At 59.8% G+C, this 12,302-nt stretch carries 11 protein-coding genes; 8 read left to right on the top strand and 3 right to left on the bottom strand.

What is annotated here, in order from left to right; genetic code table 11:
* Window positions 1-921: 921 nt before the first annotated feature.
* Window positions 922-1,284: a DUF6124 family protein gene (locus tag ACYSTU_RS24175; RefSeq protein WP_499002041.1), complete on the top strand. Its 363-nt coding sequence runs from the start codon at window positions 922-924 to the stop codon at window positions 1,282-1,284.
* Window positions 1,285-1,452: 168 nt separating this feature from the next.
* Here the strand turns inward: ACYSTU_RS24175 and ACYSTU_RS24170 are convergent, their stop codons facing one another.
* Entirely contained in the window at window positions 1,453-2,169 is a 717-nt protein-coding gene (locus ACYSTU_RS24170) for an SIMPL domain-containing protein (RefSeq protein WP_016771714.1), read from the bottom strand.
* Window positions 2,170-2,580: 411 nt separating this feature from the next.
* Between ACYSTU_RS24170 and ACYSTU_RS24165 the strand changes: the two genes are divergently transcribed.
* The 4 genes from ACYSTU_RS24165 to ACYSTU_RS24150 all read left to right on the top strand — a co-directional run bounded on the left by ACYSTU_RS24165 (window position 2,581) and on the right by ACYSTU_RS24150 (window position 7,157).
* Window positions 2,581-3,843, top strand: a complete 1,263-nt coding sequence (locus ACYSTU_RS24165) for an ATP-binding protein (protein ID WP_136491945.1) — start codon at window positions 2,581-2,583, stop codon at window positions 3,841-3,843.
* A complete protein-coding gene (locus ACYSTU_RS24160; RefSeq protein ID WP_003221630.1) occupies window positions 3,836-4,396 on the top strand; it encodes a response regulator transcription factor in 561 nt (186 codons plus the stop codon). Before ACYSTU_RS24165 ends, ACYSTU_RS24160 begins: the two co-directional genes overlap by 8 nt.
* 96 nt (window positions 4,397-4,492) lie before the next feature.
* Window positions 4,493-6,220, top strand: a complete 1,728-nt coding sequence (locus ACYSTU_RS24155) for an ABC transporter ATP-binding protein/permease (protein WP_110603712.1) — start codon at window positions 4,493-4,495, stop codon at window positions 6,218-6,220.
* A 190-nt stretch (window positions 6,221-6,410) separates the two neighbouring features.
* Window positions 6,411-7,157, top strand: coding sequence for a FadR/GntR family transcriptional regulator (locus ACYSTU_RS24150; protein WP_024011597.1), 747 nt, complete (start codon window positions 6,411-6,413; stop codon window positions 7,155-7,157).
* A 5-nt stretch (window positions 7,158-7,162) separates the two neighbouring features.
* Here ACYSTU_RS24150 and ACYSTU_RS24145 read toward each other — a convergent pair whose 3' ends face one another.
* Both ACYSTU_RS24145 and ACYSTU_RS24140 read right to left on the bottom strand, forming a co-directional pair.
* On the bottom strand, window positions 7,163-7,522 hold the full coding sequence (locus ACYSTU_RS24145; RefSeq protein ID WP_499002037.1) for a hypothetical protein: 360 nt from the start codon (window positions 7,520-7,522) through the stop codon (window positions 7,163-7,165).
* A gap of 206 nt (window positions 7,523-7,728) precedes the next feature.
* On the bottom strand, window positions 7,729-8,109 hold the full coding sequence (locus tag ACYSTU_RS24140; RefSeq protein ID WP_130902191.1) for a hypothetical protein: 381 nt from the start codon (window positions 8,107-8,109) through the stop codon (window positions 7,729-7,731).
* A gap of 298 nt (window positions 8,110-8,407) precedes the next feature.
* Here ACYSTU_RS24140 and kdgD point away from each other — a divergent pair, with 298 nt between their 5' ends.
* From kdgD to ACYSTU_RS24125, 3 genes are all read left to right on the top strand, one after another.
* Window positions 8,408-9,319 carry a 5-dehydro-4-deoxyglucarate dehydratase gene (kdgD, locus tag ACYSTU_RS24135; protein ID WP_016771708.1) on the top strand — a complete coding sequence of 304 codons (912 nt, stop codon included), beginning with the start codon at window positions 8,408-8,410 and terminating at the stop codon, window positions 9,317-9,319.
* 71 nt (window positions 9,320-9,390) lie between these two features.
* Window positions 9,391-10,836 carry an aldehyde dehydrogenase family protein gene (locus tag ACYSTU_RS24130; protein ID WP_499002032.1) on the top strand — a complete coding sequence of 482 codons (1,446 nt, stop codon included), beginning with the start codon at window positions 9,391-9,393 and terminating at the stop codon, window positions 10,834-10,836.
* A 100-nt stretch (window positions 10,837-10,936) separates the two neighbouring features.
* The gene (locus ACYSTU_RS24125) at window positions 10,937-12,298 is read left to right on the top strand and encodes an MFS transporter (protein WP_499002029.1); all 1,362 of its coding nucleotides are present in this window, start codon (window positions 10,937-10,939) and stop codon (window positions 12,296-12,298) included.
* Window positions 12,299-12,302 lie beyond the last annotated feature (4 nt).

Here is a 12,302-nt window from a genome sequence, read left to right as displayed (position 1 = left end):
GGGCTTGGTGTTACTTATTTATACCCTTGGGGATGGGCGGGGTTGAGGGGTTGTTGGGGTGGCTCAGGGTGGGGTGGATTGGGGCAGGGATTGGGGAGTTTTACTTGGTGCAACTGGGTGTTTCGATTGGTGGTACCTTGGCGGCCTTTGGGCCGACCAGGCTCTTGGGTTTTGGGTGTATATCCGTTTCTGCGGGTGTTGCGGATTGCGGTTCCGCCCTTACGGCGGGTCACCTTTTTCAAACGCCAAAAAGGTAACCCAAAAGGCTTGCTCCTGCGTTCGGCCCTCGCAGGCTCGGGTTCCTTCGCTCCGGGACTGATCCGGGCGCAGCGGCTCCGGTTTGCTTCGCTGCACCTCCTTCCGCTGTGTTCGACTTCGTCGAACGGTCGCTGCGCTCCCACGCCCGGATCAATCCCTCCACTCAGCCTTCCGACGTCGCCGGTGGATCAAGATCAAAAGCGGTACTCGAGCTTGCGCTCATTGTGGAGTGGGGCGGCTTCGCCGCGGGCAGCTGCGCTGCTTTGCCTTGGCTTTTGTAGGAGTGAGCCTGCTCGCGATGAGGCACGTCCAGGCCCCCGAGGGCTGGAGTTTGTTTAATTGCGATGCCCAATAACCCGAACCTTCCCACAAGGTTTTCAGGTTGTCCGTCGGACGTCCGCTCTCTAGGCTTGGGTCGTCGCTGGTTGTTCAGCGATCGGGTGTGAGAACCCGGAAAATTAGTGATTCAGTGCGCATGTCCGCATAATTGCCGCCAGCTCTTCAGTTGTCTGCAATAGCGATATGGCGACTGTGTGCGGGCAGACTTCGGTCTGGCCGGTTTTCCTATTTTTCCGGTTTCTCACCCCGCACATAGTTGCCACCCACTTCGCCGCGTGAGAAACGGCAGGTGATGGCGTTCATTTAGCAAAGTAGGGCTATTTAATGACCAAACCAGTCCCCGACCCACCCGAAGAAACCTCAACCCCCCTTGAAGCCGCGCTGCGCGCCGACGATCTCGCGAAGAACCGCGAAGCCATCAAGCGTGCCCTCGATTTCTATCTCTGCCCGCCACCCGGCAAACCCCATCCGCCCGGCACGATGTTTCTGATCCGGCCCGACATCGACACCGAAAGCCTGCTCGCCCACGCCTGTGAATCCCTTACTTCAGCCAACACCCTGGCCAGTGATTTCGCTGATCAGCTCGGTCGTCCGCAGCGCAATACGGCGCTGGCGATTCAGCAGATCATCATGCTGGCGGAGCTGGCGGTGAATCGGGCGCTGGATCGGGTTGATCCGCACGCTTGAGATCGCGTTATCGTTCTTCGCGAGCAGGCTCGCTCCCACATTCAAATGCGTTCAACCTGTGGGAGCGAGCCTGCTCGCGAAGCGGTGGATCATTCACTACAAAACCCGGACACAAAAAAACCGGCAACCATTTACTGATTGCCGGTCCTTCATTCCGCCAAGCTCAAATCACTGCATCAACACTTCAATCGAGCCATCAGCGGTCATGCTGACCTGGCTGGTGCCGGCTTCGACTTCCGGGGTGACTGGTGCGGAGTCCATGGCTGCGGCTTTCATCATCATGGGCGCGCGCAGGTACGGTTGTGGGTATCCGTTGCTGTTGAGGTTCAGGTTGACGATTTTATAACCCTTGCCGCCCAGGGCGTCGGTGGCCAGTTGGGCGCGGGTCTTGAAGGCGGTGACCGCTTCTTTGAGCAACTGGTCTTCGCTGGCCTTGCGGGTCGGGTCGGCGATGGCGAAGTCCATGCCGCCCATTTTCAGGTCGGTCAGCAGCTCGCCGGTGAGTTTGGACAGGGCGGCGAAGTCGGTGCTTTCCAGGCGCAGTTCGGCGCGTTCGCGCCAGCCGGTGATCTTCTGGCCTTTGGTGTCGTAGATCGGATAGCTGTTGCGGCTGCCCGTGCGCAGGGTGATGTCTTTGACTTGTTTGGCCTGGGCGGTGGCCTTGTTCATGGTGGTGCTGATGGCGGCGGCGAGTTTGGCCGGGTCGGTGTTCTGCTCTTCGGTGTAGAGCGTCACGATCATCTGGTCGCGGGCCACTTCCTGGCTGACTTCGGCGCGCAGGGAAATCTGGTTGTAGTGCAGCTCATCGGCGGCCAGCGCCGGGAGGCTGGCGACGCTGCCGACGGTCAGAGCGAGGAGGGCGGCGCTGCGGCGAAATGTGTGCATGAAGGCTCCTTGAATGAGGCGCAGGTGATGGGTCGCGGCCTGCGTGAACCATCAGACTCTAACTTCTATGATCCGGTTCGCCCAGTTACAACTTCTATACAGATGCCTGCGCGCAGTGGGGAGTGCTTCTGTGGCGAGGGGATTTATCCCCGTTCGGCTGCGCAGCAGTCGCAAATCCGGCTGATGCGGTATGTCTGGTTAAATGAGGTCGCATGATTTGGGGGCGGCTCCGCCACCCAGCGGGGATAAATCCCCTCGCCACAATTGATCGCCAATAGCCCTCGGCATCTTCTTCAACTCAGATGAATTCTCCATCGCCGCCATGTGGTCGTTTGCCGCACTTTCGCCTCTGAACCCCGCGCGTTGGTTATACTCCGTGCGATCCGCCTGGAGCGCTCATCAGGAGAGCTCATGCTCGCCCCCGTACAACTGACTTCCGCCACTCGCCAGAACCTCTGGCGGCTGACTTTCATCCGCACCCTGGTGCTCGCCGCGCAGGCCGGGTCCGTGGGTCTGGCCTACTGGCTGCAATTGTTGCCATTGCCGTGGGTGCAATTGGCGATGACCCTGGGCTGTTCGATTCTGCTCTGCGTGTTCACTGCCGTGCGCCTGCGCACATCGTGGCCGGTGACCGAGCTTGAGTACGCGCTGCAACTGGCCTGCGATCTGGTGATTCACAGTGCGCTGCTGTATTTCTCCGGCGGTTCGACCAACCCCTTTGTTTCTTATTATCTGGTGCCGCTGACCATCGCGGCGGTGACCTTGCCGTGGCGTTATTCGGTGATTCTGTCCGGTATCGCGCTGGCGCTGTACACGCTGATGCTGACGCGTTTCTATCCGCTGGAAACCCTGCCGGTCGCCCGTGAGAATCTGCAGATCTACGGCATGTGGCTGAGCTTTGCCCTGGCTGCTGCGGTCATCACGTTCTTCGCCGCGCGCATGGCTGAAGAGCTACGTCGGCAGGAAGAGCTGCGCGCGATTCGCCGCGAAGAAGGCTTGCGCGATCAGCAGCTGCTCGCCGTTGCGACCCAGGCCGCCGGTGCGGCGCATGAATTGGGCACACCGCTGGCGACCATGAGCGTGCTGCTCAAGGAAATGCAGCAGGATCACCCCGATGCGTTGCTGCAGGACGATCTGAAAGTGCTGCAGGATCAGGTCAAGCTGTGCAAGGAAACCTTGCAGCAACTGGTCCGCGCCGCTGAGGCCAATCGGCGTCTGGCTGTGGAGATGCAGGACGTTACCGACTGGCTCGACGAGGCGTTGAACCGTTGGCACCTGATGCGCCCGGAAGCCAGTTATCGCTTCCAGCGTCTTGGCCAGGGTGCGGTGCCGCGCATGGCGCCGCCGCCGGATCTGACCCAGGCTTTGCTGAATCTGCTCAACAATGCAGCCGACGCCTGCCCGGAAAATCTCCAGGTGACGCTGGACTGGGACGTAGAGACTTTGACGATCAGCATTCGCGATCACGGCGCCGGTGTGCCGCTGGCCATCGCCGAGCAGATCGGCAAACCGTTTTTTACCACCAAGGGCAAAGGTTTCGGCCTGGGCCTGTTTTTGAGCAAGGCCAGCGTGACACGCGCCGGCGGCTCAGTGAAACTCTATAGTCATGAGGAAGGCGGCACGCTCACCGAGCTGCGCCTGCCCCACGGCGCCCGAGGAGACCAACATGAGTGACGAAATCCAAGTCGAAGGCGAAGAACTGCCGCATCTGCTGCTGGTCGACGACGACGCGACCTTCACCCGCGTCATGGCCCGCGCCATGGCCCGCCGCGGCTTTCGCGTCAGCACTGCCGGTTCTGCGGAAGAAGGCCTGACCATCGCCCAGGCCGATCTGCCAGATTACGCCGCGCTGGACCTGAAAATGGACGGCGATTCCGGTCTGGTTCTGCTGCCCAAGCTGCTGGAACTCGATCCGGAAATGCGCGTGGTGATCCTCACCGGTTATTCGAGCATTGCCACGGCGGTGGAAGCGATCAAGCGTGGCGCCTGCAACTACCTGTGCAAACCCGCCGATGCCGACGACGTTCTGGCCGCGCTCCTGTCCGAGCATGCCGACCTCGACAGTCTGGTCCCGGAAAACCCGATGTCGGTCGATCGCCTGCAATGGGAGCACATCCAGCGCGTGCTAACCGAGCACGAAGGCAACATTTCCGCCACGGCCCGCGCGCTGGGCATGCACCGCCGTACCTTGCAGCGCAAATTGCAGAAGCGTCCGGTTCGTCGCTGAACCTGAGCTGAACGACTATCGCCAGCCCTCGCGATAAAACGCGCCGATCATCTATGATCGGCGCGTGTCCGTTCTTTTTACTATCGAGCCTTATCCATGAATCAGAACGCTGAATATTCCGCGGTCAACGATGCTGTGCGCGGGCAGTTTTTTCGCAAAGTCTGGGCGATGACCACGCCTTACTGGCGCAGCGAAGAGAAGGGCAAGGCCTGGACGTTGCTGATTGCCGTAATTGCGCTGACGCTGTTCAGCGTAGCGATCTCGGTGTGGATCAACAGTTGGTACAAGGATTTCTACAACGCTTTGCAGAGAAAGGATGAAGCCGCGTTCTGGCAGTTGATCCTGTATTTCTGCGGCATCGCGACGGTGGCGATTCTCGGCGCGGTGTATCGCTTGTATCTGACGCAGATGCTGACGATCCGCTGGCGGGCTTGGCTGACCGAAAAGCACTTCAAGCGCTGGCTAGACCACAAGAATTACTATCAGCTGGAGCAGGGCGGTTATACCGATAACCCCGACCAGCGGATTTCCGAAGACCTCAACACTTACACCGCCAACACCCTGAGCCTGGGCCTCGGGCTGCTGCGCACGATTGTCAGTCTGGTGTCGTTCTCGATCATTTTGTGGGGCGTGTCGGGCAGTATCGAAGTGTTCGGCATCGAAATTCCCGGCTACATGTTCTGGTGTGCGCTGTTGTATGCGGCGGTGGGCAGTTGGCTGACGCATTTGATCGGTCGCCGTCTGATCGGTCTGAACAACAAGCAACAACGCTTCGAAGCAGACCTGCGTTTTTCCATGGTGCGCGTGCGTGAGAACGCTGAAAGCATCGCCTTGTACAACGGCGAACCGAATGAGAACCGCCGCCTGAGCAACCGCTTCGGGCTGGTCTGGCACAATTTCTGGGACATCATGCGCGTGTCCAAGCGCCTGACGTTCTTCACCTCCGGTTACGGTCAGATCGCAATCATTTTCCCGTTTGTCGTCGCCGCACCGCGCTATCTGTCCGGCAAGATCGAACTGGGCGAGCTGATGCAAATCAACTCGGCGTTCGGCAACGTGCAGGAGAATTTCAGCTGGTTCATCACTGCCTACTCGGATCTCGCCGCGTGGCGCGCCACCTGTGATCGTTTGCTGAGTTTCCGTCAGGCCATGAGCGACAACGAACAACGCACCCCGGCCATCGACGTGCAGAACCAGGGCAGTGAGTTGCAGGTGCACAACCTCGGCCTCGATCTGGCCGATGGTCGTCACCTGCTGACCGACGCTGACATGACCGTTGAGCCGGGTGAGCGCGTGATGCTCAGCGGCCGTTCCGGCAGCGGCAAGTCCACATTGCTGCGGGCGATGGGGCATTTGTGGCCGGCGGGGCACGGCAATATTCGTTTGCCGGCGGCGCGTTATCTGTTCCTGCCGCAGAAGCCTTATCTGCCGATCGGCACATTGCGTGAAGCGTTGAGTTATCCACAACCGGGCGACACTTACACGCCGGAGCGTTATGCACAGGTGCTGGAAACCTGTCGTCTGCCGCACTTGGTTGGGCGGCTGGATGAAGCCAATCACTGGCAGCGCATGCTTTCACCGGGCGAGCAACAACGCCTGGCCTTCGCCCGCGCACTCCTTTATTCACCGCAATGGCTGTACATGGACGAGGCTACATCGGCGATGGATGAAGAGGACGAGGCGACGTTGTATCAGGCGTTGATCGACGAGATTCCGGGTCTGAGCATCGTCAGCGTCGGTCACCGAAGCAGTTTGAAACGATTCCATCCACGGCATGTGCGGATCGACAGCGGGCACCTGGTGGAGCAACCCGTAACTGCCTGAATAGTGCAATACCTCTGTGGGAGCTGGCTTGCCAGCGATGGCGGCGCAACAGGCGACATCTATGTCGCCTGATATGGCCTCATCGCTGGCAAGCCAGCTCCCACAGGATTTGTGTGGAACGGAAAGTGATCGTACAACTCGCTTGAGCTATGATGGCGCCAAGCCGAACTTTCGAGACAAGACGCAGACCATGGAAAAGCTGATCGACACCCCGCGCCTCCCCCGCAAGCGCCGCAGCCTCGCCCAGGAATTGGTGACGGTGTTGAGCGAGCAGATCCGTGATGGCCTGCTCAAGCGTGGCGACAAATTGCCCACCGAGTCGGCGATCATGGAAGCCCATGGTGTCAGCCGCACCGTGGTGCGCGAGGCGATTTCCCGTCTGCAGGCCGCCGGTCAGGTGGAGACCCGCCACGGCATCGGCACCTTTGTTCTCGACACGCCGAGCCCGAGCGGTTTCCGTATCGATCCGGCGACCGTGGTCACCCTGCGTGACGTGCTGGCGATCCTCGAATTGCGCATCAGCCTCGAAGTCGAATCCGCCGGCCTCGCCGCGCAGCGCCGCAGCCCCGAGCAACTGGCAACCATGCGCGCCGCCCTCGACGCCTTGAACGAAAGCGCCTCGCATGCCAGCGATGCGGTGTCGTCGGACTTCGCTTTCCACCTGGAAATCGCCCTGTCCACCGGCAACCGCTACTTCACCGACATCATGACCCACCTGGGCACCAGCATCATTCCACGTACGCGGCTGAACTCGGCGCGCTTGGCCCACGATGATCAACAGCACTACATGGGCCGCCTGAGTCGCGAGCACGAGGAAATCTACGACGCGATTGCCCGTCAGGATTCCGATGCTGCGCGCGCCGCAATGCGGTTGCATCTGACCAATAGCCGCGAAAGACTGCGCCAGGCCCATGAAGAGGCGCAGGCGCAGGGGTGATGTTGTCAGAGTTCGAGATAAACCTTCTGCTTTTCAGACGGTGCAGTATTACCAGATCTCTGCACGCTATAGCTCAATGTAGCGATGGCACCCGGCTCAAATTTTTCTGCAAAGATTTTTTTCGCAATATTGAATACAAATGAGGCATCGGTGGGTGATTTTACTTCGAGCTCCTGCTTATCTTGGTTCCCTGTGGAAGTGCTCACCTCGAAGATGACCTTGTCTCCCTCCATAACATCTGGGTACGACTCGACGATGCCGTGAGCAGGGTCAACCAAATTATGGATGTAAAGCTTGAGTTTCCCGTCATGCACGGTGGCTTCGAGAAGTTGAGGCGGGGCGAGGTTTGTTGCTTTTGGAGTCATGATTGAAATTCCTTTTATACCTAATCAAACCTTTTAATTCCGTAGTAATGACGCGCTACGATAGGGGCCGGTTCGCTATCCCCTGCGGTCATTAGCTCAGTTACGCCCCTTCTTGCGCACCTGTTAGAAATACCAGTCCCGACCAACGGTCGTCACGCAAAGCGGCTACGTCTGGAAACGTGAAATGGTGATGAGAAACATCGTGTTCACGCCTCGATCCGCAACCTCAACGCCTGCGAATACGGCTCCATACTCGACTCATCGCGGAACTTGTAACGCAGCTCCACCTCGCGGTTCAGATACGGTTGCAGCGCCTCTTTCGGCAGTTGCACCTCGATGTCGAACAGCTTCTCCATTTCATCCTCGGCGTCGTCCCAGGCGCCAGTGTCCACCTCATCACCTTCCCATTCGGGTTCCTCGCCATCGCTGCCGAGAATCGCGTAGACGCTCCAGTTCGCTGCGAAATCGCTGGAATCCGGCACCTGCACGGTGAGGATGTCCGGCAATTGCGAGAGCTGAAGCGTCACGCAATCGTCTTGCGCCGGGGCGGCATGGGTGAGGGTGGGGGCGGCAAAATGCATCGACATAGCGGCTTCCTTTGAGTGGTCCGCCACGATCCTTCGTGGCAGTCGACGTACTTTACGAGCCGCTGGTCCTCTCAGAATTAAACGAATCCAGACCAGATATTTCCGCGAGAAAATGCTTCAAGGACGGGCCTTCCAGCGATTTCCAGAAGCATAAACAGCGATTTTGTCGGACAAAAAAGCCCTGCCAACGATGAAATGCAGTTGACGGTTATTTTTTAAGTTGTACGATGACCTACAACTTCGGCGAAGGCTGAACGGTCCACTCACAATAAAACGTTGCTACCAGGGTGTTCGAATAATGAATCCACAAGAACTGAAGTCCATCCTCTCTGCCGGCCTGCTGTCTTTCCCGGTGACCGATTTCAACGCGCAGGGCGATTTCAACCGCGCGGGCTACATCAAACGCCTGGAATGGCTGGCTCCGTATGGCGCTTCGGCTCTGTTCGCCGCCGGCGGCACCGGTGAGTTCTTCTCCCTGGCCGCCAGCGAGTATTCGGAAATCATCAAGACTGCCGTCGACACCTGCGCAACCAGCGTGCCGATCCTCGCCGGCGTCGGTGGTTCGACCCGCCAGGCCATTGAATACGCTCAGGAAGCCGAGCGTCTGGGCGCCAAGGGCCTGCTGCTGCTGCCGCACTACCTGACCGAAGCGAGCCAGGACGGTGTTGCCGCCCACGTTGAAGCCGTGTGCAAATCGGTGAAGATCGGCGTGGTCGTCTACAACCGCAACGTTTGCCGCCTCAACGCGCCGCTGCTGGAACGTCTGGCCGAGCGCTGCCCGAACCTGATCGGTTACAAGGATGGCCTGGGCGATATCGAGTTGATGGTGTCGATCCGTCGCCGCCTCGGTGATCGCTTCAGCTACCTGGGTGGTTTGCCGACCGCCGAAGTCTACGCCGCTGCCTACAAGGCGTTGGGCGTGCCGGTGTACTCCTCGGCGGTGTTCAACTTCATCCCGAAAACCGCGATGGACTTCTACCACGCGATCGCTCGCGAAGATCACGCCACCGTCGGCAAGATCATCGACGACTTCTTCCTGCCGTACCTGGACATCCGCAACCGCAAGGCCGGTTATGCCGTGAGCATCGTCAAGGCAGGTGCAAAAATCGCCGGCTATGACGCAGGTCCGGTGCGTGCGCCGCTGACCGACCTGACCGGCGAAGAGTACGAAATGCTCGCCGCGCTGATCGACAAGCAAGGCGCGCAATAAACGAGAAAAGCGAGGCCGCTGAGCAATCAGCGGCTTTTTGCGTGAAGGCTTTTAGAGTTGAGGGCTGCCCTGTGACAACTGCAAAACGCTACGACAACTACATCAATGGCGAATGGGTCGCCGGTACCGATTACTCGGCCAACATCAACCCGTCCGAACTCAGCGACACCATCGGCGACTACGCCAAGGCTGACCTGACCCAGGTCAACGCCGCCATCGACGCTGCTCGCGCTGCGTTCCCGGCGTACTCGACTTCGGGCATCCAGGCCCGCCACGATTCGCTGGATAAAGTCGGCAGCGAGATTCTCGCCCGTCGCGAAGAGCTCGGCACGCTGTTGGCCCGTGAAGAGGGCAAGACCCTGCCGGAAGCGATCGGTGAAGTGACCCGCGCCGGCAATATTTTCAAGTTCTTCGCCGGTGAATGCCTGCGCCTGTCCGGTGACTATGTGCCGTCGGTACGCCCGGGCGTCAACGTCGAAGTCACCCGTGAAGCGCTGGGCGTGGTCGGTCTGATCACCCCGTGGAACTTCCCGATCGCCATCCCGGCGTGGAAGATTGCTCCGGCCCTGGCCTATGGCAACTGCGTCGTACTCAAGCCTGCCGATCTGGTGCCGGGTTGCGCCTGGGCGCTGGCGGAAATCATTTCCCGCGCGGGCTTCCCGGCCGGTGTGTTCAACCTGGTAATGGGCAGCGGTCGGGTGGTTGGCGAGGCGTTGGTCAACAGCCCGAAAGTCGACGGCATCAGCTTCACCGGTTCGGTGGGCGTTGGCCGCCAGATCGCCGTCAACTGCGTTTCGCGCCAAGCCAAAGTGCAGCTGGAAATGGGCGGCAAGAACCCGCAGATCATTCTCGACGACGCCGACCTCAAGCAAGCGGTCGAGCTGTCGGTGCAGAGCGCGTTCTACTCCACCGGCCAGCGCTGCACTGCGTCGAGCCGTCTGATCGTCACCGCCGGCATTCACGACAAGTTCGTTGAAGCGATGGCCGAGCGCATGAAGTCGATCAAGGTCGGCCACGCGCTGAAGGCCGGCACCGACATCGGTCCGGTGGTCTCCCAGGCGCAGCTGGAACAGGACATGAAGTACATCGACATCGGCCAGTCCGAAGGTGCACGTCTGGTCAGCGGCGGCGGTGTGGTGACTTGCGACACCGAGGGCTACTTCCTCGCGCCAACCCTGTTCGCCGACAGCGAAGCGTCGATGCGCATCAGCCGCGAAGAGATCTTCGGCCCGGTGGCCAACATTGTTCGTGTGGCTGATTACGAAGCTGCGCTGGCAATGGCCAACGACACCGAATTCGGCTTGTCGGCCGGCATCGCCACCACCTCGCTGAAGTACGCCAACCACTTCAAGCGCCACTCCCAGGCCGGGATGGTGATGGTCAATCTGCCGACCGCCGGTGTGGATTACCACGTACCGTTCGGCGGGCGTAAAGGCTCGTCCTACGGCTCCCGTGAGCAGGGCCGCTATGCACAAGAGTTCTACACGGTCGTGAAGACCAGTTACATCGGATCGTAACCCCGCTGCACCCGCGCCGGGCCATCGCCTGAGGCCCTGCGCGGCACAAGACCAAAGAATGTTTTACCCGCATAAAAATAATCAGTGGGAGTACATCTGCATGCAATCCTCCAAGCCGACTCACGTCCGCTATTTGATCCTGCTCATGCTGTTTCTGGTGACCACGATCAATTACGCCGACCGTGCCACGATCGCCATTGCCGGCTCCAGCCTGCAAAAGGACCTTGGCATTGACGCCGTCACCCTCGGCTACATCTTCTCCGCATTCGGTTGGGCCTACGTCGCCGGGCAAATTCCCGGTGGCTGGCTGCTCGATCGCTTCGGCTCGAAAAAAGTCTATGCCCTGAGCATTTTCACCTGGTCGCTGTTCACCGTGCTGCAAGGCTTCGTCGGTGAATTCGGCATGTCCTCGGCAGTGGTTGCGCTGTTCATGCTGCGTTTCCTCGTTGGCCTGGCGGAAGCGCCATCGTTCCCCGGCAACGCGCGCATCGTGGCGGCGTGGTTTCCGACCGCTGAACGCGGCACCGCTTCGGCGATCTTCAACTCGGCGCAATACTTTGCCACCGTGCTGTTCGCGCCGTTGATGGGCTGGATCGTCTACAGCTTCGGCTGGGAGCACGTGTTCATCGTCATGGGTATCCTCGGTATCGTGTTCTCGCTGGTGTGGCTGAAAGTCATCTACAGCCCGCGCGAACACCCACGGGTCAACGAGGCCGAGTTCAAGCACATCGCTGACAACGGCGGCATGGTCGACATGGATCAGAAGGGCAAGAAGTCCGACGGTCCGAAGTGGGATTACATCCGTCAGCTGCTGACCAACCGCATGATGCTGGGCGTGTATCTGGGCCAGTACTGCATCAACGGCATCACTTATTTCTTCCTGACCTGGTTCCCGGTGTATCTGGTGCAAGAGCGTGGCATGACCATTCTCAAGGCCGGTTTCATCGCTTCGTTGCCGGCCATCTGCGGCTTTATCGGCGGCGTGCTCGGCGGGGTGATTTCCGACTACCTGCTGCGCAAGGGCCATTCGCTGACTTTCGCTCGCAAGGCGCCGATCATCGCCGGTCTGCTGGTGTCGAGCAGCATCGTCGCGTGCAACTATGTTGACGTGGAATGGATGGTGGTGGGCTTCATGGCGCTGGCATTCTTCGGCAAAGGCGTTGGCGCACTGGGCTGGGCGGTGGTTTCCGACACTTCGCCGAAACAGATCGCCGGTCTGAGCGGTGGCCTGTTCAACACCTTCGGCAACATCGCTTCGATCACCACGCCGATCGTGATCGGCTACATCATCAGCTCCACCGGCTCGTTCAAGTGGGCGCTGGTGTTTGTCGGCGCCAACGCACTGGTCGCGGTGTTCAGCTATCTGGTGATCGTCGGCCCGATCAAGCGTGTGGTCCTGAAAGAGCCGCCAGCCAAGGGCGGCAATGAAGCTACCGGCAATTTGTCTCAAGCGCATTCCTGAGGAG

The organism is Pseudomonas glycinis, assembly GCF_054871425.1.
The sequence above is the reverse complement of the archived record's forward strand: the minus strand, read 5'-3'. Positions and strand labels throughout refer to the sequence as shown.